This window comes from Streptomyces sp. NPDC000075, assembly GCF_040301925.1.
Taxonomy (GTDB): domain Bacteria; phylum Actinomycetota; class Actinomycetes; order Streptomycetales; family Streptomycetaceae; genus Streptomyces; species Streptomyces polychromogenes.
In genome coordinates, this window is sequence record NZ_JBEPFL010000015.1 from 24,777 (window position 1) to 47,727 (window position 22,951).

A 22,951-nucleotide genomic window follows, 5' to 3' on the forward strand; every position below is an offset into this window, starting at 1 on the left:
AACCTTCGGGTGGGCCCGACAGAATCGGAAGGGCCGGGGGAAGAAGGGACGCCACGGTACCGCGTCGCCGGGTGCCACGGGGAGACCCGCAGACCAGGCGCCACGCACAGCGGGGCGTACGCAGACCAGAAGTTGACGTATCTGTTGACGGTACCCAGAGCTGTGACGGCTCGCGACCGCAAGCGGACTTGCCAAGAAGGGGCACAGCGATGAAGGGCACTGTGGGCGAGCTGGGGGAATTCGGGCTCATCAGGGAGCTCACCTCACGGCTCACCACCACCCCGGCGGTCCGGCTCGGGCCGGGCGACGACGCCGCGGTCGTGTCGGCCCCCGACCGGCGGGTCGTGGCCAGCACGGACATCCTGCTGGAGGGCAGGCACTTCCGGCGCGACTGGTCCACCGCCTACGACGTCGGCCGCAAGGCCGCCGCGCAGAACCTGGCCGACATCGCCGCCATGGGCGCGGTGCCGACCGCCATCCTCCTCGGCCTCGTGGTCCCGGCGGAGCTGCCTGTCACCTGGCCCACGGAGCTGATGGACGGCATCCGCGACGAGTGCCAGGTCGCCGGCGCGGCCGTGGTCGGCGGCGACGTCGTCCGCGGGGAGACCATCACCGTCTCCATCACCGCCCTCGGCGACCTGCGCAACCACGAGCCCGTGCTGCGCTCCGGCGCCCAGCCCGGTGACGTCGTGGCCGTCACGGGCTGGCTCGGCTGGTCCGCCGCCGGCTACGCGGTGCTCTCGCGCGGCTTCCGCTCCCCGCGCGCCTTCGTCGAGGCGCACCGGCGCCCGGAGCCCCCGTACCACGCGGGCCCGGCGGCCGCCGGGCTCGGCGCCACCGCCATGACCGACGTCAGCGACGGCCTGATCGCCGACCTCGGGCACATCGCCGAGGCCAGCCACGTACGGATCGACCTGCGCTCGGGGGCCGTGGACATCCCGACCCAGATGCACGACATCGGCCAGGCCGTCGGCGTCGACCCGCTCCAGTGGGTGCTCACCGGGGGAGAGGACCACGCCATCGTGGCGACCTTCCCGCCCGACGTGAAGCTCCCGGCCCGGTGGAAGGTCATCGGCGAGGTCCAGCACCGCTCCGCCCTGCCGCAGGTGACCGTGGACGGCGCCCCCTGGACCAGCACCGGTGGCTGGGACCACTTCGGGGCCGACCCGGCCACCGAGGACGCCCCGTGAACGGCGGGCACCCCCCGCTGTGCCTGACCGTCGCCGGATCCGACTCCGGCGGCGGTGCGGGCGTCCAGGCCGACCTCAAGACCATGCTGGCGCTCGGCGTGCACGGGATGAGCGTGATCACCGCCGTGACCGCGCAGAACTCCCTCGGGGTCAAGGGGGCCTGGGAGCTGCCCGCCGAGGCCGTCAGGGCCCAGTACCGGGCCGTCGTGGACGACATCGGGGTCCAGGCCGTCAAGACCGGCATGCTCTCCTCCGCCGTCCTCGTGGAGACCGTCGCGGAGCTGCTGGCCGGCACCGACGCCCCGGTGGTGGTGGATCCCGTAGGGGTCTCCAAGCACGGGGACCCGCTGCTCGCGGCCTCCGCGCTGGACGCCGTACGGGGCGAGCTGCTGCCCCGGGCCACGGTGGCGACGCCCAACCTCGACGAGGTGGCGCAGCTGACCGGGATAGCCGTTGAGGACGAGGACGGCATGCGGCGGGCCGCCGGCGCGGTCCTCGGCTTCGGACCCCGCTGGGCGCTGATCAAGGGCGGCCACCTCGCCGCCCACGGCGGCGAGGCCGTGGACCTGCTGACCGACGGCTCCGAGGAGCTGTGGCTGCGGGCGCCCCGCCACGACAACCGGCACACCCACGGCACCGGCTGCACCCTCGCCAGCGCGATCGCGGCGGGCCTGGCCAAGGGCCTGCCCGTCCCCGAGGCCGTCACGGCGGCCAAGGAGTACGTCACCGGCGCCATCGCCGCCGGCTTCGCGCTCGGCGGCGGCATCGGCCCGGTGGACCACGCCTGGCAGTGGCGCTGAAACCGTCAGGGCCGGCCCTCAACCGTCGAGGGCCGGCCCTGTGGCGCCCCCGGACAAGGCAAAACCCCCGGACAAGGCAAAAGGCCGGCCCACCAGAGGTGGACCGGCCTTCTTGGCAACCGGAAAGGGCTGCGCTACGACGACGGGAGGCGTCAGCGCGAGACCTTGCCGGCCTTGATGCACGAGGTGCAGGCGTTGAGGCGCTTCGGCGTCCCATTGACCACGGCACGGACGCGCTGGATGTTCGGGTTCCAGCGACGCGAGGTGCGGCGGTGCGAGTGGGAGATGTTGTTGCCGAAGCTCGGCCCCTTGGCGCAAACGTCGCAGTTGGCAGCCACAGGTCACTCCAAGACTTCAGATGCAATTACGGTGGAATCCGGCACACCGGAATCAGAGATCTGAAGTGGCTTGCCGGACGAATGACCCGACTCTCGACGGGCAACCTGAGCAGCATACAACGACTGCTTGGGTCCGAGAAAACTACCATGACGGGGCCGGGCTCCGCCCCGGGGTCCCGGGCCGGCGGCCGTCCTTCGTTACCCTGCGGTGAACCCTGGCCCGCACAAGGAGGAACGCCCGGTGGCGCACGATCCCGAGCCGCAGCCCGCCGACGAGTTCGACGCCGAAGCGGTGCGCACCTGGAGCTCCCTGGCCCTGTCCGCACTGGGCCGGGCCCGCACGGACATCGACGCCATCAACGTCTACCCCGTCGCCGACGCCGACACCGGCACCAACCTCTACCTGACGGCCGAATCCGCCCACCGCGCCCTGACCGGGGCCCTCGACCGGACCGCACCCGCGGTGACCGAAGGCACAGCCCCGGCCACCCTGCCCGAGGCCGTACGGGCCTACGCCCACGGCGCGCTCATAGGCGCCCGGGGCAACTCCGGGACCATCCTCGCCCAGCTGCTGCGCGGGGTCGCCGACGTCCTCGGCGCCGACCCCGCGGGCCGCGACGGCGGCCCGCTCCTGGCCGAGGCCCTGACCCGGGCCGCCGAGGAGGCCTACCAGGCCGTCGCGCACCCCGTCGAAGGGACCATGCTCACCGTCGCCGGAGCCGCCGCCCGCGCCGCGCGGGCCGTCACCGGCAGCCCCGCCGACGTGGCCCGCGCCGCCTACGAGGGGGCCCGCGAGGCCCTCGCCGGGACCCCCGGGCAGCTGGCCGCCCTCGGCCGGGCCGGGGTGGTCGACGCGGGGGGCTGCGGGCTGGTCGCCGTACTCGGGGCGCTCTGGCAGGCGCTCTCCGGCCAGGCGCCCGAACCCGAACCCGTCCGCGCGCCCGCCGTGCCCGTGGAGCGGATCCCCGAGCCCTGCGCCCAGGAGGAGGGCGGGCCCGGCTACGAGGTGATCTACCTGCTGGAGGGCCCCGAGGAGGCCGTCGACCGGCTGCGCACCACCCTCGACGGGCTCGGTGACTCCCTGGTGGTGGTCGGCGGCGACCGGCTGTGGAACGTCCACGTGCACGTCGACGACCCCGGCGCCGCCGTCGAGGCCGGAGTGGAGGCCGGCCGGCCGTACCGGATCCGCATCACCCACTTCGGTGACGAACGGCGCCGCGCGAGCGCCCCGCGCGCCCAGCGGGCCGTGGTGGCGGTGGTCCAGGGCGAGGGGCTGGCCGCGCTCTGCGCGGAGGCGGGCGCGACCACCGTCCCGGCCCGCCCCGGCGAGCCGCCCGCCGTCGCCGAACTGCTCGACGCCGTGCGCCGCGCCCACGCCCGCGAGGTGGTCCTGCTGCCCGGCGGCGCCGAGCTGCGCGCCGCCGCCGCGGCCGCCGCCGAGCAGGCCCGTGCCGACGGCGTACGGGTGGCCGTGATCCCGACCCGGTCCGCCGTCCAGGGCCTGGCCGCCCTCGCCGTGCACGACCCGGAGGCCAGCTTCGACGAGGACGTCGTCACCATGACCGCCGCCGCCGGCGCCACCCGCTACGGGGAACTGGCCGTCGCCGAGCGGCAGTCCTTCACCTCCGCCGGGATCTGCCAGGCCGGGGACGTCCTCGGGCTCATCGACGGCGACGTGGCCCTCATCGGCGCCGGCCTGCCCGAGACGGCCGAGGCGGTCCTGGAGCGCATGCTCGGCTCCGGCGGCGAACTCGTCACCCTCGTCCTGGGCCCCGAGGTCCCCGGGACCCTCGCCGCGCGCCTGGAGAGCTACGTCCAGCAGCGGCACCTGGCCGTGGACACCGTCACCTACAGCGGTGGCAGGCACTCGGCGCCCCTCCTCATCGGGGTGGAATAGCGGGCTTGTCAGCGCCATGGTGTGCAATGGAACACGTGCCCGCGCTCGACGAAGACCTCAAGAAGACCCTCGGCCCCGCCACCGCCAAGGTGCTCGCGGAGCAGCTCGGCCTGCACACGGCCCTGGACCTGCTCCACCACTACCCCCGGCGGTACGCGGAGCGCGGTGAGCTGACCTCGCTCGCGGACCTCGCCGACCAGCTCGACGAGCACGTCACGGTCGTCGCCCAGGTCGCCGACGCCCGGATCCTGACCTTCAACGGGGGCCGCGGCAAGCGGCTGGAGGTCACCATCACCGACGGCAGCGGCCGCCTCCAGCTGGTCTTCTTCGGCGCGGGCGTCCACAAGCCGCACAAGGAGCTGCTGCCGGGCAGCCGCGCGATGTTCGCGGGCAAGGTCTCCAGGTTCAACCACAAGCTCCAGCTCGCGCACCCCGCGTACGAGCCCCTCGGCGGGGACGCCTCCGACCGGGACGCCGCCACCGCCTTCGCCAACCAGCTGATCCCGATCTACCCCGCCTGCGCCAAGCTGGAGTCCTGGAAGATCGCCAAGTGCGTGGACGCCGTCCTGCCCCGGGCGCAGGAGGCCCTCGACCCGCTCCCGCCCGCCCTGCGCGACGGCCGCGGACTGATCCCGCTCACCGAGGCCCTCCTCAAGATCCACCGCCCGGCGACCAAGGCCGACATCGAGGACGCCCGCCGCCGCCTGAAGTGGGACGAGGCCTTCGTCCTCCAGGTCGCCCTCGCCCGCCGCCGGCACGCCGACTCCCAGCTCCCCGCCGTCGCCCGCCGCGCGACCCCCGGCGGCCTCCTCGACGCCTTCGACGCGAAGCTCCCCTTCACCCTCACCGACGGCCAGCAGAAGGTCTCCCAGGAGATCTTCGACGACCTGGCCACCAGCCACCCCATGCACCGCCTCCTCCAGGGCGAAGTCGGAAGCGGTAAGACCATGGTGGCCCTGCGGGCCATGCTCGCCGTCGTCGACTCCGGCGGGCAGGCCGCGATGCTCGCGCCCACCGAGGTGCTCGCCCAGCAGCACCACCGCTCCATCACCGAGATGATGGGCGAGCTCGCCGAGGGAGGCCTGCTCGGCGGCTCCGACCAGGGCACCAAGGTCGTCCTGCTCACCGGCTCCATGGGCACCGCCGCCCGCCGCCAGGCCCTGCTCGACCTGGTCACCGGCGAGGCCGGGATCGTCATCGGCACCCACGCCCTGATCGAGGACAAGGTCCGGTTCCACGACCTCGGCCTGGTCGTCGTGGACGAACAGCACCGCTTCGGCGTCGAACAGCGCGACGCCCTCCGCTCCAAAGGCAAGCAGCCGCCGCACCTGCTGGTCATGACCGCCACCCCCATCCCGCGCACCGTCGCCATGACCGTCTTCGGCGACCTGGAGACCTCCGTCCTCGACCAACTCCCCGCCGGCCGCTCCCCGATCGCCACCCACGTGGTCCCCTCCCAGGACAAGCCCCACTTCCTCGCCCGGGCCTGGGAGCGCGTCCGCGAAGAGGTCGAGAACGGCCACCAGGCGTACGTGGTCTGCCCGCGCATCGGCGACGGCGAGGACGACCCCAAGGGCAGGAAGAAGGCCTCCGCCGAGGACGAGGCCGAGAAGCGGCCCCCGCTGGCCGTCCTGGAGATCGCCGAACAGCTCGGCCGCGGGCCCCTGGCCGGACTCTCCGTCGAGGTGCTGCACGGCCGGATGGACCCCGCCGACAAGGACGACGTGATGCGCCGGTTCGCCGCCGGCGAGGTCAAGGTGCTCGTCGCCACCACCGTCATCGAGGTCGGCGTGAACGTCCCCAACTCCACCGTCATGGTGATCATGGACGCGGACCGCTTCGGCGTCTCCCAGCTCCACCAGCTCCGCGGCCGCGTCGGCCGCGGCTCCGCACCCGGACTGTGCCTGCTCGTCAGCGAGATGCACGAGGCCAGTCCCGCCCGCGCCCGGCTCGCCGCCGTCGCCGCCACCCTCGACGGCTTCGAACTCTCCCGGATCGACCTGGAACAGCGCCGCGAGGGCGACGTCCTCGGCCAGGCCCAGTCCGGCGTCCGCTCCTCGCTGCGCATGCTCGCCGTCATCGAGGACGAGGAGGTCATCGCCGAGGCCCGCGAGGAGGCCACCCGCGTGGTCGCCGCCGACCCCGAACTGGAGGCGCTCCCCGGCCTGCGCACCGCCCTCGACGCCCTGCTGGACACCGAGCGGGAGCGGTACCTGGACAAGGGCTGAGCGCGGCCGCCGGCCATGACGACCTATCGTGGGAGGCCAGAGCGGGGGCCCGGCCCCCGGAGACCGCCGCAGAGAAGGACCCCAGATGACCCGCGTGATCGCCGGCACCGCCGGCGGGCGGCGGCTGGCCGTGCCGCCCGGCACCGGCACCCGCCCGACCTCCGACCGGATGCGCGAAGGGCTCTTCTCCACCTGGGAGTCGCTGCACGGGATCGAGGACTCCCGGGTCCTCGACCTCTACGGCGGCTCCGGCGCCGTCGGCCTGGAGGCCCTCTCCCGGGGGGCCGCCCACACCCTGCTCGTCGAGGCCGACGCCAAGGCCGCCAAGGCCATCCGCGACAACATCCGGACCCTGGGCCTGCCCGGCGCCGAGTTCCGGGCCGGCAAGGCCGAACAGATCGTCGCGGGAGCCGCCTCCGGCGAGCCGTACGACATCGTCTTCCTGGACCCCCCGTACGCCGTCGAGCACGGCGACCTCGGCGAGATCCTCCTCACACTCCGCGCCAATGGCTGGCTCACCGACGACGCCCTCGTCACCGTGGAGCGCAGCACCAGGAGCGGCCCGTTCCCGTGGCCCGAGGGGTTCGAGCCGCTGCGCTCGCGCAAGTACGGCGAAGGCACCCTTTGGTACGGTCGCGCCGCCTCCACCAGCGAAGACTCATGAACGAGGGAGTTCAGTTGCGCCGCGCGGTCTGTCCGGGGTCCTTCGATCCCATCCACAACGGACACCTCGACGTCATCGGACGGGCCTCCAGGCTGTACGACGTCGTGCACGTCGCCGTGATGATCAACCCTTCGAAGCAGGGCCTGTTCACGGTCGAGGAGCGGATCGAACTGATCCGCGAGGCGACCGCCGACTACGGCAACGTCGAGGTCGAGTCCTTCCACGGCCTGCTGGTCGACTTCTGCAAGCAGCGGGACATCCCGGCCATCGTCAAGGGCCTGCGCGCGGTCAGCGACTTCGACTACGAGCTCCAGATGGCCCAGATGAACATGGGCCTGTCGGGCGTCGAGACGCTGTTCGTCCCGACCATCCCCACCTACAGCTTCCTGTCCTCCTCGCTGGTCAAGGAGGTCGCTTCCTGGGGCGGCGACGTGGCCCACCTGCTCCCCGCACACGTCCACGCGGCGCTGATCGAACGGCTGCGCGCCAAGTGACCCGGCCGCGGCGGCACTGAGGTTCCCCGGTCCGTCCCGCGCGTCCCCCCGGTGGCCCTACAGTCGTCCCGTCAGTCCGAGGCGAAGAGAGCGCGAGCCCCCATGGACGTACAGAAGAAGCTGGACGAGATCGTCGCGGCCGTCAGCGGCGCCCGGTCGATGCCCATGTCGGCCTCCTGCGTGGTCAACCGCGCGGAGCTGCTCGCCCAGCTCGAAGAGGTACGCCAGGCCCTGCCGGGCTCGCTCGCCCAGGCCCGCGAGCTGATCGGCGGGCGCGACCAGATGGTCGAGGAGGCCCGCCGGGAGGCGGACCGGATCATCGAGTCCGCGCACGCCCAGCGGGGCTCCCTGATCTCCGACACCGAGATCGCCCGCCGCTCGCAGGGCGAGGCGGACCGGATTCTCGCGGACGCCCGCCGGGAGGCCGCCGAGATCCGCGCCGAGGCCGACGACTACGTGGACGGCAAGCTCGCCAACTTCGAGGTCGTCCTCAGCAAGACCATCGGCGCCGTGGACCGCGGCCGCGAGAAGCTCCTGGGCCGGGGGCCGGGCCTGGACCCGCAGGGTTACGACGACAGCGGCGCCCCCGAGCCCAGCCCCGACCCGCTGGCCCGGCGCGAGCAGGCGGACGCGTATGTGGACGCCAAGCTCGCCACCGTCGAGGCCGTACTGGCCAAGACCCTGGAGGCCGTCGGCCGGGGCCGCCAGAAGCTGCTGGGCCGGGTGCCCACCGACGACCTCGGCGCGCACATGGCGGCCCAGGACGCGGCCGGGAACCAGCAGGTCCGCCCGTCGAGCGACGCGGACTTCCTGGCCGGGCTCGCCGAGCCCGAGCCGCCGGCGATCCCCGCCCAGGCGGCTCCGGTCTACGACGACTACGCGGCGGCGGCCTACGTCACGCCCTACCCGCAGCAGCAGGCGCAGGACGGCTACGGCTACCAGGACCCCTATGCGGGCTACCCGCAGCAGCCCGACCCCTACGCCGGTTACCCGCAGCAGCCCGACCCGTACTCCGCCTACCAGCAGTCCCCGCAGCCGCACCAGTCGCAGCAGCCCGCGCTCGACGAGACCAGCTTCTTCGACACGAGCATGATCAACCTCGATCAGCTGCGCCAGTACGAACAGGGCCGTTAGCCCGGATTGGGCTCTGAGCGAAGCGGCGGGTATCCTGGCTGTTCGGTCGCGCATATGCGTCGCGGTCCATGCTGCCCTAGTGCGGCGAAATCTTTGATCTTCAGCGATCTGTGAAAGCAGGAACGGCCCTGAACACCCGCCTCGACCACCGCAACCCCCTCGTGTTCGACACGCACGAGCTGGGCCGGCGTCCTGGTGCCATGCAGCGGCTGTCCCGCGAGATCGCGGCGCCGGCGGACTTCGGTCTCGTCGACGTCATCGGAGTGCCGGAAGGCGCCCCGGTGAAGATCGAGCTCCGCCTGGAGTCGGTCATGGAAGGGGTGCTTGTCACAGGCACCGTCCGTGCAAAGGCCGTGGGGGAGTGCGTAAGGTGTCTGGAGGCCGTCGAGCGCGAGCTCAAGACGGACTTCCAGGAGATGTTCTCGTACCCTGACGCCGACGACCGGGGCCGCCCCAAGGCGGAGCCGGCCGACGACGCCGAGGACGACGAGGACATGCTCTTCCTCGAGGACGGATTGTTCGACCTCGAACCCGTGCTGCGCGATGCGGTGGTGCTCGCACTGCCCATGCAGCCGGTGTGCCGGGAGGACTGTCTCGGACTGTGCCCCGATTGCGGGGTCAGCCTGAACGACGACCCGGAGCACCACCACGACGCCGTCGACATCCGTTGGGCGGCATTGCAGGAACTCGTCGTGACCGATCAGGACGGCGAGAAGGACAACATGAGCGGCACTGCATCTGACGGAGTTCAGAGCGCCGCCGAGAAGCAGGAGAAGTAGCCGTGGCTGTTCCGAAGCGGAAGATGTCGCGCAGCAACACGCGCCACCGCCGGTCGCAGTGGAAGGCTGCGGTCCCCACCCTGGTTTCGTGCGAGCGTTGCCAGGAGCCGAAGCTCCAGCACATCGCGTGCCCGAGCTGCGGCACCTACAACAAGCGCCAGGTCCTCGAGGTCTGAGCGGCTGGTGAGAGGCGCAATGTCTGAGCTGTCCAACGCTGAGAAGCAGGCAGACAGTAACAACGCGGCCTCGTCCCACACGCTTCTGGAAGGGCGGCTCGGGTATCAACTCGAGTCCGCCCTTCTGGTGCGTGCGCTGACCCACCGCTCGTACGCGTACGAGAACGGCGGTCTGCCCACCAACGAGCGGCTGGAGTTCCTCGGGGACTCCGTCCTGGGCCTGGTGGTCACCGACACGCTGTACACCACCCACCCCGACCTGCCGGAAGGCCAGCTGGCCAAACTGCGGGCCGCGGTGGTCAACTCGCGTGCACTGGCGGAGGTCGGCCGCGGCCTCGACCTCGGCTCCTTCATCCGGCTCGGCCGGGGCGAAGAGGGCACGGGTGGCCGGGACAAGGCCTCCATCCTCGCCGACACCCTTGAAGCGGTGATCGGCGCGGTCTATCTCGACAAGGGCCTCGACGCGGCCTCGGAGCTGGTCCACCGGCTCTTCGACCCGCTCATCGAGAAGTCCTCGAACCTCGGCGCCGGCCTGGACTGGAAGACCAGCCTCCAGGAGCTCACGGCGGCCGAAGGGCTCGGGGTGCCCGAGTACCTGGTCACCGAGACCGGTCCGGACCACGAGAAGACCTTCACCGCTGCCGCCCGCGTCGGTGGTGTCTCGTACGGCACCGGCACCGGCCGCAGCAAGAAGGAAGCGGAACAGCAGGCTGCCGAGTCCGCGTGGCGCGGTATCCGCGCCGCGGCGGACGAGCGGAAGGCCGCGGAAGCGGCGTCCGCAGGTGCGCCGGCCGAGGCCTCCGGGGCGGCGGACGCCGCCGACCCGGCGCCCAAGGCCTGACCCGGGCTTCCTTCGGGTACCTCCCGCCCGCCCCTGCCACCGGCAGGGGCGGGCGGTCCCGTTTCCGGGCCCTCCCGTCCCCCCCCGGGCGTGCGGCCGCCGGCTTCCGGGGACGGGTCCCTCGCCCGGCCGGCCGCCGGGTAGGCTCGCGGCAGAGCCGGACGCCCCCGGTCCGCGTCCCGCCACGCCCGCCGCCCCCGGAGGAACACCGTGCCCGAGCTGCCCGAAGTCGAAGTGGTGCGGCGGGGTCTGGAGCGCTGGGTGGCCGGGCGGACCGTCGCCGCCGTGGAGGTGCTCCACCCGAGGGCCGTACGCCGCCACCCGGCGGGCGGGGCCGATTTCGCCGCCCGCCTGGCCGGCGGGACCATCGGGGTGCCCCGGCGGCGCGGGAAGTACCTGTGGCTCCCGCTGGAGGGCCGGGACCTGTCCGTCCTCGGGCACCTCGGGATGAGCGGGCAGCTGCTGGTGCAGCCGGCCGGCGCCCCCGACGAGAAGCACCTGCGCATCCGGATCCGCTTCGCCGACGACGCGGGGACCGAGCTGCGCTTCGTCGACCAGCGCACCTTCGGCGGGCTCTCGCTGCACGAGGTCGCCCCCGGCAGCGAGGAGGGGCTGCCGGACGTCATCGCGCACATCGCCCGCGACCCCCTCGACCCGCTCTTCGACGAGGCCGCCTACCACCGGGCGCTGCGCGCGAAGCGGACCACCCTCAAGCGGGCGCTGCTGGACCAGTCGCTGATCAGCGGCGTGGGCAACATCTACGCCGACGAGGCCCTGTGGCGCGCGAGGCTGCACTACGAGCGCCCCACCGCCACCCTCACCCGCCCCCGGAGCACGGAACTCCTCACCCATGTGCGGGAGGTCATGAACGCCGCGCTCTCCGTCGGCGGGACCAGCTTCGACAGCCTCTACGTCAACGTGAACGGCGAGTCGGGCTACTTCGACCGGTCCCTGGACGCCTACGGGCGGGAGGGCGAGCCCTGCCGCCGCTGCGGAACGCCGATGCGGCGGCGGGCCTGGATGAACCGGTCCAGCTACTTCTGCCCGCGCTGTCAGAGGCCGCCGCGCGCGGTGTCGTAGGACTCCCGCGAGGCCAGGACCTCGTCCATGCTGCCCTCCAGGAAGTGGATCAGGGCGAGCAGGCGGTCGGCGACCTCCCGGCCCAGCGGGGTCAGCTCGTAGTCGACCCGGGGCGGGTTGGTGGGCTGCGCCTCGCGCGTGACGATGCCGTCGCGCTCCAGGGCGTGCAGGGTCTGGGAGAGCATCTTCTCGCTCACGCCCTCGACCCGGCGGCGCAGCTCGTTGAAGCGGCGGGGTCCGTCGCGCAGGGCGCCCACGGTGAGGCTGCCCCAGCGGCCGGTGACGTGCTCCAGGGTCTCCCGCGAGGGGCAGGCGCGCGCGAAGACGTCGAAGTCCAGGTCGGCCGCGGCGCCCTCGGCACAGACGTCGGTACAGGCAGGGGTCTCCATACGCCAAGCGTACCTCCGGGTAGCGCTAACTGTCTGCTTGCGCTTTCTAAAAGTTAGTGCTTTTCTGTTCTCGTCGCGCCGCGCCGTACCGCGGTGCACCGGAACAGCCCTCTAGGAGCACAACCATGTCTGCCACCCTCCCCGCCCCCGTCGTCTCGATCGCCTACCACTCCGGCTACGGGCACACCGCCGTCGTCGCCGAGGCCGTCCGGGCCGGCGCCGCCGCGGCCGGGGCGACCGTGCACGTCGTCAAGGTCGACGAGATCACCGACGCCGAGTGGGAACTCCTCGACGCCTCCGACGCGATCGTCTTCGGCTCCCCGACCTACATGGGCACCGCCTCCGGCGCCTTCCACGTCTTCGCCGAGGCCACCTCGAAGCGCTGGTTCGGCGACGCCTGGCAGGACAAGGTGGCGGCGGGCTTCACCAACTCCGCGTCCAAGTCCGGCGACAAGCTGAACACCCTGCAGTACTTCCAGATGCTGGCCTCGCAGCACGGCATGAGCTGGGTGAACCTCGGTCTGAAGCCGGGCTGGAACTCCTCCACCGGCAGCGAGTTCGACCTCAACCGCCTGGGCTTCTCCTCCGGCGCGGCCGCCCAGAGCAACGCCGACGAGGGCCCGGAGGCCGTGCACAAGGCCGACATCGCCACCGCCGAGCACCTCGGCCGCCGGGTCGCCGAGCACACCCGCGTCGTGGTGGCGGGCCGGGCGGCGCTGGCCGCGGCCGCGGTCTGATCCCGGCTCCGGGGCGGGCGGTCCGGCTCTAGAAGCCGAAGTCCTGGGTCCACCAGGGACCGCCGGCCCCGAAGTAGACGCCCACGCCGAGGGTGCGGAATTCGCAGTTGAGGATGTTCGCCCGGTGGCCCGGGCTGTTCATCCAGGACTCCATCACCGTCTTGGCGTCACCCTGGCCGCGCGCGATGTTCTCGCCGCCCATCCCGGAGATGCCGGCGTTCTGCGCCCGCTGCCAGGGGGTGTTCCCGTCCGGGTCGGTGTGGTCGAAGAAGCTCCGTACGGCCATGTCCTTGCTGAAGGCGGCCGCCAGCGAGGCCAGCGGCGGGTTCGCCCGGACCGGCACGCAGCCGGCCTGGGCGCGCTCCTGGTTGACCAGGGCGAGGACCTGGGCCTCGGCGGACGGGTTCGCGTCCCCGGCGGCCGGGGGCCTGGGCGCCGCCGGCTTGGGGGCGGCCGCCTTCGGGGGCTGCGGGGCGGCGGTCTTCTCCGGCGCCCTGGTGGACGCCGAGGGGGAGGGCGTGGGCGTCGGCGAGGCCGAGGGGGACGGCGAGGCCGAAGGGCTCGGGGAGGCCGAGGGGGTGCCCGACGGGGTGCCCGCGCCGGCGCCGTCCGCGGAGCGGCCCGACAGGTTCGCCAGACCGCCCTGCTCCAGCTTGCGGTCCGGGCCCGGGGAGGGCTTCGCCCGCGCCTCGGTCCTGTCGGCGGAGCCCGTGCCGACGTACGGGAAGGAGCCGCCGACCGGCACGAAACCGGTCGTGACGGCCGCCGTGCCGAGGACCACGGCCACGGAGACGCCGAGCAGGCCGGTACGCACGGCGGTGCGCCTGACACCGCGGCGCGGCGCGGCGTGGAGTCGGTGACGGCCCATCGGTCGCGGCCCCTTCTTTGCAAGATCTAACTTTGCTCACCCGAACGGGTGAGTCATTGGTGGGGGACTGTAGCCCATGCCGCACAGGGGCGAGGGGATCAAGGAGCCCCGGCCCGGTTAGCGTTCTTGCATGAATGAAGATGTCCGCATGACCGCCTGGGTGCGCGGCCGTGTACAGGGAGTGGGCTTCCGTTGGTTCACCAGGGCCAATGCCCTGGAGATCGGCGGGCTGGCCGGCTTCGCGCTCAACCTCGACGACGGCCGGGTGCAGGTGGTGGCCGAAGGTCAACGTGAGAATTGCCACCGGCTGCTCGCCTGGCTCCGCGAGGGCGACACGCCCGGACGGGTGGACGGGGTGACGGAGATCTGGGGCACACCGCGCGGTGGCTACGACGGGTTCGAGATCCGGTGATCTATCGACCGATCATGAACTGATCAGATCCGTGGACGGTCCGCACCCGGTCGGAACTGCGCATTCGCCGTCGACCCGTTGCCGTCGCCGGCGAACCGTGGAAGGCTCGGAGATGAGGATGATCTCCACGCCCCCCACGAGGGCCGGGATGCCCGCCGATACGGGGCGTGATCGTGTTGACCGTCAAACTTTTTGGTGAGACGCTGGAAGCCCCGCGCACCTGAGCTGTTTGGCAGTGCTGGCAGTAGGCAGCGTAAGCAAGAGAACGAGTGCAGTGACTGACAGTCGCTGCCGGACATCCGCGGGTGCGATTCCCTCACGACCCACACCGCTTCGGTCGGTCACTCAGTGTGGAGGACCATCCATCATGGCAAAGGCGCTTCTCGGTTACGTCGGCGGCTCCGACCCGCGACTCCTCGCCGAGATGCGACGGCTTCAGCAGCGCGTCCAGGACCTCGAGTCCGAGCTCGGACGGATCCAGTCCGAGAACGACGCTCTGACCGCGGCCGCCGCTCAGCACGGGGACTCGCTGCTCGGCAGCATGGACCTCGACGTATCCCAGGCGGAGCCTGCGCTCACCTGATCCGCGACCCATCCCGTCGTTCGACTCCTGCCCAGCACGATCTGCAAGGGCTCCGCATGATCCTGCAAGGGACGCTCCGGCGTCCCTTCTTTCTTGCGGCTCCCGCCTCGGTACCCCGCAGGGTGCCGGCCACCGGGCCCGGTGCGCCACGAGCGCATTGGGCCAGGTGGGGGGCTCGTTCCTTTAACGTCTGATGTGCCCTGCACCTTCATGGGCGAAACGGAACGTGAAAGGTAGAGTCCGGCGGCGTGCACCTCAAGTCCCTGACCCTGCGCGGCTTCAAATCCTTCGCCTCCGCCACCACCCTCCGCTTCGAGCCGGGCATCACCTGTGTCGTGGGCCCCAACGGTTCCGGCAAGTCCAACGTGGTGGACGCGCTGTCCTGGGTCATGGGAGAGCAGGGGGCCAAGTCCCTGCGCGGCGGAAAGATGGAGGACGTCATCTTCGCCGGCACGACGGGCCGCCCGCCCCTCGGCCGCGCCGAGGTCTCCCTCACCATCGACAACTCCGACGGCGCCCTGCCGATCGAGTACGCCGAGGTCACCATCACGCGGATCATGTTCCGCGGCGGCAGCAGCGAGTACCAGATCAACGGGGACACCTGCCGGCTCCTCGACATCCAGGAACTCCTCTCCGACTCCGGCATCGGCCGCGAGATGCACGTCATCGTCGGACAGGGCCAGCTCGACTCCGTCCTGCACGCCGACCCGATGGGCCGCCGCGCCTTCATCGAGGAGGCCGCCGGCGTACTGAAGCACCGCAAGCGCAAGGAGAAGGCGCTGCGCAAGCTCGACGCGATGCAGGCCAACCTCGCGCGGGTGCAGGACCTCACCGACGAGCTGCGCCGGCAGCTCAAGCCCCTGGGCAGGCAGGCGGCGGTGGCCCGGCGGGCGGCCGTGATCCAGGCCGACCTGCGCGACGCGCGGCTGCGCCTGCTCGCCGACGACCTGGTCGCGCTGCGGGCGGCGCTGGACGCGGAGATCGCCGACGAGGCCGCCCTCAAGGAGCGCAAGGAGTCCGCCGAACGGGACCTCGCGCAGGCGCTGCGCCGTGAGGCCGAGCTGGAGGAATCGGTACGGCGGCTCGCGCCCCGGCTCCAGCGGGCCCAGCAGACCTGGCACGAGCTCGCCCAGCTGGCCGAGCGGGTGCGCGGCACCGAGTCGCTGGCCCAGGCGCGGGTCAAGAGCGCGTCGGCGCCCGTGGAGGAGGAGCGGCGGGGCCGTGATCCCGAGGACATGGAGCGGGAGGCCGCCCGGATCCGCGAGCAGGAGGCGGAGCTGACGGCCGCCCTCGAAGCCTCCGAACGGGCCCTGGAGGACACCGCCGCGCACCGGGCCGAGCTGGAGCGGGCCCTCGCCGAGGAGGAGAAGCGGCTGCGGGACGCCGCGAGGGCCGTCGCCGACCGGCGCGAGGAGCTGGCCCGGCTCACCGGGCGGCTGGGCGCCGCCCGCTCCCGGGCGGGGGCGGCCCAGTCGGAGATCGACCGGCTGCTGGCGGCCCGGGACGGGGCGCGGGCCCGGGCGCAGGAGGCGCGGGAGGAGTACGAGGCGCTGGCCGAGGAGGTCGGCGAAGCGGAGGACCCCTCCTCGGAGGAGGGGGAGTACGAGGCGGCGCGGGCCGGGCTGGCCGGGGCGGAGGCCGCGCTGGCGACGGCCCGGGAGGCGCGGACCACGGCGGAACGGTCCCGCGCGGCGGTCTCGGCGCGGCGGGAGGCGCTCGCGCTGGGGCTGCGGCGCAAGGACGGGACCGGGGCGCTGCTCGCGGCGCGGGAGCGGCTGGCGGGGGTGCTGGGACCTGCGGCGGAGCGGGTGTCGGTGGAGGCGGGGTACGAGGTCGCGGTGGCCGCGGCACTCGGCTCCGCGGCGGACGCCCTGGCCGTCGGTTCGGCGGGGGCCGCGGCCGCCGCCATCCGGCACCTGCGCGAGACCGACGCGGGCCGGGCCACGCTCCTGATCGCCCCGGACCCGGCCTCGGCCCCGACGTCGGCCCCGGCCCCGGCCGCGACGTCGGCCCCGACGCCGGACCCGGCCTCGACATCGGCCTCGGCCCCGGCTTCCGCCCAGGTCCCGGCCGGCGTTCCGGGGCAGGCGGCTGCCCCCGGTGGCGTTGTCCCGGGCGGTGCCGGGCTGCCCGGGCAGGTCCGGGGGGCCGGGGACGTCCCCCAGCCCGCCCCTTCCGGCAGCGCCGAGGTGCGGCTCCGCCGCGAGGAGGGCTCCGCTGCGGACCCCGCCCCCCGGGGGCCGGCGGGGCTTCAGGTCGTCGGGGAGGGGTACCGCGAGGCCGCCGGGCTGGTGCGGGGGGACGCCGAGGTCGTGCGGGCCGTGGCGTGGGTGCTGCGGGGCCACGTGGTCGTCGGGACCCTGAAGGAGGCCGAGGCGGTGGTCGCCGCGCGGCCCGAGCTCGTCGCCGTGACCGCCGAGGGGGACGTGCTCGGAGCGCACCTCGCGCACGGCGGGTCCGCCGGCGCGCCCAGCCTCATCGAGGTGCAGGCCGCCGTGGACGAGGCGGACGCGGAGCTGGAGCGGCTGGAGCGGGAGTGCCGGGAGCTGGCCGGAGCCGAGGAGGAGGCCCGGTCGCTGCGGGCCGGCGCCGCCGCCCGGGTCGAGGAGCTCGGTGAGCTGCGGCGGGCCGGGGAGCAGGCCCGGGCCGGGGCGGCGCAGCAGCTCGGCCGGCTGGCCGGGCAGGCGAAGGCGGCCCTCGGCGAGGCGGAGCGCGCCGCCCTGGCCGTGGCCGCCGCCGAGGAGTCGCTGGAGCGCGCGCGGGTCGACGTCGAGGAGTGCGCGGAGCGGCTCGCGGCCGTGGAGGAGATGCCCGTCGAGGAGGACCCCGACACCTTCGCGCGGGACCGTCTCGCCGCCGACGGGGCCAACGCGCGGCAGACCGAGATGGAGGCGCGGCTCCAGCTGCGCACCCACGAGGAGCGCGTGCGGGGACTCGCGGGAAGGGCGGACGCGCTCGACCGGGGCGCCCGGGCCGAGCGTGAGGCGCGGGCGCGGGCCGAGCGGCGCCGGGAGCGGATGCGGTACGAGGCCGGGGTCGCCCGGGCCGTCGCGGACGGGGCCCGCCAGCTGCTGGCGCACCTGGAGGTGTCCGTCGGCCGGGCGGAGCGGGAGCGTGCGGCCGCCGAGGAGGCCAGGGGGCTGCGCGAGCGGGAGCTGGGCGAGGCCCGGGGCCGGGCCCGTGACCTCAAGGGCGAGCTCGACAAGCTCACCGACTCGGTGCACCGGGGCGAGGTGCTCGGCGCCGAGAAGCGGCTGCGCATCGAGCAGCTGGAGACCCGTGCCCTGGAGGAGCTCGGCGTGGAGCCCGCCGCGCTCGTCGCGGAGTACGGGCCCGACCAGCCGGTGCCGCCGTCCCCGCCCGCCGAGGGCGAGGTGCTCCCGGAGGACCCCGGCCACCCCCGCAACCGGCCCGGCCCCTTCGACCGGGCCCGCCAGGAGAAGCGGCTCAAGGCCGCCGAGCGCGCCTACCAGCAGCTCGGCAAGGTCAACCCGCTCGCGCTGGAGGAGTTCGCGGCCCTGGAGGAGCGCCACCAGTTCCTCAGCGAGCAGCTGGAGGACCTGAGGAAGACGCGTGCCGACCTCCTTCAAGTGGTGAAGGAGGTGGACCAGCGGGTGGAGCAGGTGTTCACCGAGGCCTACCGCGACACCGCCCGCGAGTTCGAGGGGGTGTTCTCGCGGCTGTTCCCGGGCGGCGAGGGCCGTCTGGTGCTCACGGACCCGGAGAACATGCTGGCCACCGGCGTGGACGTGGAGGCCCGCCCGCCGGGCAAGAAGGTCAAGCGGCTGTCCCTGCTGTCCGGTGGCGAGCGGTCGCTGACGGCCGTGGCGCTGCTGGTCTCCATCTTCAAGGCGCGGCCCAGCCCGTTCTACGTGATGGACGAGGTCGAGGCCGCCCTGGACGACACCAACCTCCAGCGGCTGATCCGGATCATGGAGGAGCTCCAGGAGAGCTCGCAGCTGATCGTCATCACCCACCAGAAGCGGACCATGGAGGTCGCGGACGCCCTCTACGGGGTCTCGATGCAGGGCGACGGGGTGTCGAAGGTGATCAGCCAGCGCCTCCGCTGAAGGTTGATCGTTTAAAAAGTGAAGACAGTGGCTGGATTTAGACCACACTGTTCCCTTCGTATCAGCTATTGACTTCAGGAAATGAACACATAAGCTCTGGGCTGTCTCCCGGCTCCGGGTGGTGCCCGATCTTGACCTGTGCGCCACTAGGAGATACGGACAGAACCCCCACGGAGCTCACCTTGACCAGCAGCACAGCGCAGTCTGCGGCGTCGGGCGGCGGCGGAAACGCGTCCCAGCCCGATCACCTCGGCCACGTCATCTTCATCACCGCGGCCGCCGCGATGGGCGGTTTCCTCTTCGGCTACGACAGTTCCGTGATCAACGGCGCCGTCGTGGCCATCCGCGACCGCTTCGACATCGGATCCGGCGCGCTCGCCCAGGTGATCGCCGCCGCGCTGATCGGCTGCGCCATCGGCGCCGCCACCGCCGGCCGGATCGCCGACCGGATCGGCCGGATCCGCTGCATGCAGATCGCGGCCGTCCTGTTCACCGCGAGCGCCATCGGCTCGGCCCTGCCCTTCGCCCTCTGGGACCTCGCCGTCTGGCGCGTGATCGGCGGCTTCGGCATCGGCATGGCCTCCGTCATCGGCCCCGCCTACATCGCCGAGGTCTCCCCGCCCGCCTACCGCGGCCGGCTCGCCTCCTTCCAGCAGGCCGCCATCGTCATCGGCATCGCCATCTCGCAGCTGGTCAACTGGGGCATCCTGAACCTTGCCGACGGCGACCAGCGCGGCAAGGTCGGCGGCCTGGAAGCCTGGCAGTGGATGCTCGGCGTGATGGTCGTCCCCGCCGTCCTCTACGGGCTGATGTCCTTCGTCATCCCCGAGTCCCCGCGCTTCCTGATCTCCGTCGGCCGCACCGCCGAGGCGCGCTCGGTGCTCGCCGAGGTCGAGGGCTCGGGCACGGACCTCGACGCCCGCGTCGCCGAGATCGAGTCGGCGATGCGCTCCGAGCACAAGTCGACCTTCAAGGACCTGCTCGGCGGCCGCTTCGGCCTGCTGCCCATCGTCTGGATCGGCATCGGCCTCTCGGTCTTCCAGCAGCTCGTCGGCATCAACGTGATCTTCTACTACAGCTCCTCGCTGTGGCAGTCCGTCGGCATCGACCCGACCAGCTCGTTCCTGTACTCCTTCACCACGTCGATCATCAACATCATCGGCACGGTGATCGCGATGATCTTCGTCGACCGCATCGGCCGCAAGCCGCTCGCGCTGATCGGCTCGGCGGGCATGGCGCTCTCGCTGGGCCTGTGCGCCTGGGCGTTCTCGTACAAGAGCGACGTCGCCGGCGAGATCTCCATGCCGGAGGCCCAGGGCACCGTCGCCCTGATCGCCGCGCACGCCTTCGTGCTCTTCTTCGCCCTGTCGTGGGGCGTGGTGGTCTGGGTGCTGCTCGGCGAGATGTTCCCCAACCGCATCCGCGCCGCCGCGCTCGGTGTGGCCGCCGCCGCCCAGTGGGTCGCCAACTGGCTGATCACCGTCACCTTCCCGACCCTGTCGGACTGGAACCTGTCCGGGGCGTACGTCATCTACACGGTCTTCGCCGTGCTCTCGATCCCCTTCATCCTCAAGTGGGTGCCGGAGACCAAGGGCAAGGCGTTGGAGGAGATGGGGTAACCAACCCCCGCCACCACCCCCTCTCCTCCGCGGTGCTGCCCCGGCTCAGTCCCTGAGCCGGGGCAGCACCCGTTCGCACAGCAGCCGCAGGCTGCGCCACCCCTCCTCCAGCGGCATCCCGCCGCACAGCGGGTGCAGCACCAGGTTGCCCGCCTCGCCCGCCTCCCGGCCGTACGCCACCGCCTCCTGCGGGGAGAGGATCCGGTAGACCCCCTCGGCCCGCAGCTCCTCGACCGTGCGGGCGCCGGAGCGGACCGCCGAGCGGATGTCCTTGGACTGCCAGGACGCGTACATCCCCGCCTCGTGCAGGAAGTGGCCCCCGTACCGCTCCCACGCCAGGTCCGGGTCCTCCGCGACGTGCAGCAGAGGCGTCCGCTCCGCCGGCATCATGCAGAAGCCCTCGGTGCCGTACTCGGCGAGCCGCTCCCGGTAGTACTCCTCCAGCTCCGGCAGGTGGGCGCTCGGGAAGAAGGGCAGGCCCAGCCGGGCCGCCCGCCGCGCCGCCGCCTTCGAGCTCCCGCCCACCAGCAGCATCGGGTGCGGCTGGGTGAAGGGCACCGGCGTCACCTTCACCGTGCGGCCGCGGAACTCGAAGGGCTCGCCGGTCCACGCCTTGAGCAGGGTCTCCAGCAGCTCGTCCTGGAGCCGGCCGCGCCGCCCCCACTCCACCCCGTGCTGCTCGTACTCCTCGGGCCGGTAGCCGATGCCCGCCACCGTCACCAGCCGCCCGCCGCCGATCAGGTCCAGGACGGCGATGTCCTCGGCCACCTTCAGCGGGTCGTGCAGCGGGCCGATGATCGCCGACACGGTGACCGCGATCCGCCGGGTGGCGCCGAGCACCGCGCCCGCGAACGCGAAGGGGGAGGGCAGCCAGTGGTTGTCCGTGCCGTGGTGCTCCTCGGTCTGGACCGTGTCGATCCCGTGCTCGTCGGCGTAGCGGGCCATCTCCACCGCCGCCTGGTAGCGCGCGGCGAGGCTCGCGGGGGTGCCGTTCGGGTCGACGAGGTTGAAGCGGGCCACGGTGATGGGCATGGAGGGGTTCCCCTTCGCCGGATGCGGTCGGTCGGGCGAAGGGGGAGGCTAGCTGACGAGGCGTCAGATGAACAGGGTTCCGGCGGGCTCGCGCCCGTCGGCGGGCTCCCCGGCCCCGGACGGCTCCGCCGGGGCGGGGCGGGCCGCGCGCGGCAGGACGGCGTACAGCGCGCCGGAGGTGAGGATGCCGGCCACCCAGCCCAGGCCGTTCTCGCCGATCCAGGTCGTGGCGAGCGGGCCGGTGAACCAGTCCGTCTTCGTGAACAGCGTGCCCGCCACCAGGGCCAGCCCCCAGGCCGTCATCGCCTGCCAGGCGAAGCCGCCCCGGTACCAGTAGGCGCTGGTGCGGGTGGTGTCCAGGAGCGCCGCGCCGTCGTAGGAGGTGCGGCGCAGCATGTCCACGCCGAAGACCCCGATCCAGGCCGAGAAGGCCACGGCCAGCAGGGTCAGGAAGGAGATGAACGAGCTGAAGAACCCGGTCGCGACCACCATCAGCAGGAAGCCGAAGACCAGGCTGATGACCGCGTTGACGCTGACCGCCCAGGCGCGCGGCACCTTGATGCCGAGGGTCTGCGCGGTGAAGCCGGCGGAGTACATCGACATCGAGTTGATCAGCAGCATCCCGAGCAGGGCGATCAGCAGGTACGGGACCGCGATCCAGGTCGGCAGCAGCTCGCCGATGAAGGAGACCGGGTCCTGCGCGCTGGCCAGGTCCGGCGTGCCGACCGCCATCACCGCGCCCATCAGCACCATGGGCAGCACGACCACCCCGGCGCCGCCGATCGTCGCGCCCACCACGCCCTTGGCGGAGGCGGTCCGGGGCAGGTAACGGGTGAAGTCCGGGCCGGACGGCACCCAGCTGATGCCGCCCGCCGCGATGGTGCCGATGCCCGCGATCATCATCGCCGTGGAACCGGCCGGCTTGCCGAGGACGGCGTCCCAGTCGGTGGTGAAGAGCAGGTAGCCGAGGACGAGCACGCTGAAGGCGCCGAAGAGGTACGTCGACCAGGTCGAGCAGACGCGCAGCGCGTTGATCCCGAGCCCCGACACCACGAAGGTGCAGCCCACGAAGAACAGCAGGGTGACGACGATCAGGGCGGTGTTGCTCTTGACCCCGAAGAGCAGGTCGAGGACGGTCAGGACGGCGTAGGCGCCGCTGACCGCGTTGATCGTCTCCCAGCCCCAGCGGGCCACCCAGATCAGCGCCCCGGGGAAGAGGTTGCCGCGCTGGCCGAAGACGGCCCGCGACAGCGCCATGCCGGGGGCGCCGCCGCGCTTGCCGGCGATCGAGATCAGCCCGACCAGCCCGTACGAGACGACCGGCGCGGCCACGGCGACGACCAGCACCTGCCAGATGTTCAGCCGGTTGAAGATCACCAGCCCGGCGCCCATGGTGAGCAGCAGCACGCTGATGTTGGCGGCGACCCAGGTGGGGACGAGCTCGCGGACCCGGCCGCCGCGCTCACCGTCCGGTACGGGCTCCAGGCCCCGGCTCTCGACTGCGCCGTCGGCGGCGTTCTCTGCGGCAGGCATGCGTACTCCGTGCGGGCGGACTGGTCGGGGGACAAGTTGCCCATCATCGTAGATTTGACGTTAAGACCACAAATAGAGGCTTAGGGC

General features: G+C 72.7%; 21 protein-coding genes. 16 read left to right on the plus strand and 5 right to left on the minus strand.

The features are described from left to right. Nucleotides 1–209: 209 nt before the first annotated feature. On the plus strand, nucleotides 210–1,190 hold the full coding sequence (locus ABT403_RS18960; RefSeq protein WP_344170418.1) for a thiamine-phosphate kinase: 981 nt from the start codon (nucleotides 210–212) through the stop codon (nucleotides 1,188–1,190). After that, complete coding sequence (gene thiD / locus ABT403_RS18965) at nucleotides 1,187–1,990, plus strand: bifunctional hydroxymethylpyrimidine kinase/phosphomethylpyrimidine kinase (protein ID WP_344170421.1); 804 nt, start codon at nucleotides 1,187–1,189, stop codon at nucleotides 1,988–1,990. The genes ABT403_RS18960 and thiD overlap by 4 nt, the downstream gene beginning before the upstream one ends. 152 nt (nucleotides 1,991–2,142) lie before the next feature. Here the strand turns inward: thiD and rpmB are convergent, their stop codons facing one another. Next, nucleotides 2,143–2,328, minus strand: coding sequence for a 50S ribosomal protein L28 (gene rpmB / locus ABT403_RS18970; protein ID WP_007266795.1), 186 nt, complete (start codon nucleotides 2,326–2,328; stop codon nucleotides 2,143–2,145). Between the two features lie 241 nt (nucleotides 2,329–2,569). On the opposite strand from rpmB, the gene ABT403_RS18975 reads away from it, so the two are divergent. The 9 genes from ABT403_RS18975 to mutM all read left to right on the plus strand — a co-directional run bounded on the left by ABT403_RS18975 (nucleotide 2,570) and on the right by mutM (nucleotide 11,621). Then, nucleotides 2,570–4,225, plus strand: a complete 1,656-nt coding sequence (locus ABT403_RS18975; RefSeq protein ID WP_344170425.1) for a DAK2 domain-containing protein — start codon at nucleotides 2,570–2,572, stop codon at nucleotides 4,223–4,225. A gap of 26 nt (nucleotides 4,226–4,251) precedes the next feature. Beyond that, entirely contained in the window at nucleotides 4,252–6,453 is a 2,202-nt protein-coding gene (recG, locus tag ABT403_RS18980) for an ATP-dependent DNA helicase RecG (RefSeq protein WP_344170427.1), read from the plus strand. An 85-nt stretch (nucleotides 6,454–6,538) separates the two neighbouring features. After that, nucleotides 6,539–7,117 carry a 16S rRNA (guanine(966)-N(2))-methyltransferase RsmD gene (rsmD, locus tag ABT403_RS18985; RefSeq protein ID WP_344170429.1) on the plus strand — a complete coding sequence of 193 codons (579 nt, stop codon included), beginning with the start codon at nucleotides 6,539–6,541 and terminating at the stop codon, nucleotides 7,115–7,117. A 14-nt stretch (nucleotides 7,118–7,131) separates the two neighbouring features. Next, nucleotides 7,132–7,611: a pantetheine-phosphate adenylyltransferase gene (gene coaD, locus ABT403_RS18990; RefSeq protein WP_344170765.1), complete on the plus strand. Its 480-nt coding sequence runs from the start codon at nucleotides 7,132–7,134 to the stop codon at nucleotides 7,609–7,611. Nucleotides 7,612–7,713: 102 nt separating this feature from the next. After that, entirely contained in the window at nucleotides 7,714–8,745 is a 1,032-nt protein-coding gene (locus tag ABT403_RS18995; protein WP_344170432.1) for a DivIVA domain-containing protein, read from the plus strand. A 128-nt stretch (nucleotides 8,746–8,873) separates the two neighbouring features. Next, the gene (locus ABT403_RS19000; protein WP_344170768.1) at nucleotides 8,874–9,524 is read left to right on the plus strand and encodes a YceD family protein; all 651 of its coding nucleotides are present in this window, start codon (nucleotides 8,874–8,876) and stop codon (nucleotides 9,522–9,524) included. Nucleotides 9,525–9,526: 2 nt separating this feature from the next. Further along, complete coding sequence (gene rpmF, locus ABT403_RS19005; RefSeq protein ID WP_003965982.1) at nucleotides 9,527–9,700, plus strand: 50S ribosomal protein L32; 174 nt, start codon at nucleotides 9,527–9,529, stop codon at nucleotides 9,698–9,700. Nucleotides 9,701–9,719: 19 nt separating this feature from the next. Beyond that, on the plus strand, nucleotides 9,720–10,541 hold the full coding sequence (rnc, locus tag ABT403_RS19010) for a ribonuclease III (protein ID WP_344170435.1): 822 nt from the start codon (nucleotides 9,720–9,722) through the stop codon (nucleotides 10,539–10,541). Nucleotides 10,542–10,751: 210 nt separating this feature from the next. Then, nucleotides 10,752–11,621, plus strand: coding sequence for a bifunctional DNA-formamidopyrimidine glycosylase/DNA-(apurinic or apyrimidinic site) lyase (gene mutM, locus ABT403_RS19015; protein WP_344170438.1), 870 nt, complete (start codon nucleotides 10,752–10,754; stop codon nucleotides 11,619–11,621). Here the strand turns inward: mutM and ABT403_RS19020 are convergent. Beyond that, complete coding sequence (locus tag ABT403_RS19020; protein ID WP_344170442.1) at nucleotides 11,594–12,010, minus strand: winged helix-turn-helix transcriptional regulator; 417 nt, start codon at nucleotides 12,008–12,010, stop codon at nucleotides 11,594–11,596. The two genes, mutM and ABT403_RS19020, sit on opposite strands and share 28 nt — an antisense overlap. 125 nt (nucleotides 12,011–12,135) lie before the next feature. Between ABT403_RS19020 and ABT403_RS19025 the strand changes: the two genes are divergently transcribed. After that, on the plus strand, nucleotides 12,136–12,747 hold the full coding sequence (locus tag ABT403_RS19025; protein WP_344170445.1) for a flavodoxin family protein: 612 nt from the start codon (nucleotides 12,136–12,138) through the stop codon (nucleotides 12,745–12,747). Nucleotides 12,748–12,775: 28 nt separating this feature from the next. Here the strand turns inward: ABT403_RS19025 and ABT403_RS19030 are convergent, their stop codons facing one another. Further along, a complete protein-coding gene (locus tag ABT403_RS19030) occupies nucleotides 12,776–13,615 on the minus strand; it encodes a CAP domain-containing protein (RefSeq protein ID WP_344170448.1) in 840 nt (279 codons plus the stop codon). A gap of 130 nt (nucleotides 13,616–13,745) precedes the next feature. On the opposite strand from ABT403_RS19030, the gene ABT403_RS19035 reads away from it, so the two are divergent. The 4 genes from ABT403_RS19035 (at nucleotide 13,746) to ABT403_RS19050 (ending at nucleotide 20,299) form a co-directional block, all read left to right on the plus strand. Then, nucleotides 13,746–14,027, plus strand: coding sequence for an acylphosphatase (locus tag ABT403_RS19035; RefSeq protein WP_344170451.1), 282 nt, complete (start codon nucleotides 13,746–13,748; stop codon nucleotides 14,025–14,027). A 367-nt stretch (nucleotides 14,028–14,394) separates the two neighbouring features. Then, nucleotides 14,395–14,610 (plus strand): hypothetical protein, encoded by a 216-nt coding sequence (locus ABT403_RS19040; RefSeq protein ID WP_042810367.1) that lies wholly within the window; start codon nucleotides 14,395–14,397, stop codon nucleotides 14,608–14,610. A 248-nt stretch (nucleotides 14,611–14,858) separates the two neighbouring features. Beyond that, on the plus strand, nucleotides 14,859–18,680 hold the full coding sequence (locus ABT403_RS19045) for an AAA family ATPase (RefSeq protein ID WP_344170455.1): 3,822 nt from the start codon (nucleotides 14,859–14,861) through the stop codon (nucleotides 18,678–18,680). Between the two features lie 182 nt (nucleotides 18,681–18,862). Continuing rightward, a complete protein-coding gene (locus ABT403_RS19050; protein WP_344170458.1) occupies nucleotides 18,863–20,299 on the plus strand; it encodes a sugar porter family MFS transporter in 1,437 nt (478 codons plus the stop codon). A gap of 45 nt (nucleotides 20,300–20,344) precedes the next feature. Here ABT403_RS19050 and ABT403_RS19055 read toward each other — a convergent pair whose 3' ends face one another. Both ABT403_RS19055 and ABT403_RS19060 read right to left on the minus strand, forming a co-directional pair. Beyond that, nucleotides 20,345–21,331 carry an LLM class flavin-dependent oxidoreductase gene (locus ABT403_RS19055; protein WP_344170461.1) on the minus strand — a complete coding sequence of 329 codons (987 nt, stop codon included), beginning with the start codon at nucleotides 21,329–21,331 and terminating at the stop codon, nucleotides 20,345–20,347. A gap of 63 nt (nucleotides 21,332–21,394) precedes the next feature. Next, the gene (locus ABT403_RS19060) at nucleotides 21,395–22,864 is read right to left on the minus strand and encodes a purine-cytosine permease family protein (protein ID WP_344170464.1); all 1,470 of its coding nucleotides are present in this window, start codon (nucleotides 22,862–22,864) and stop codon (nucleotides 21,395–21,397) included. Between the last annotated feature and the right edge of the window lie 87 nt (nucleotides 22,865–22,951).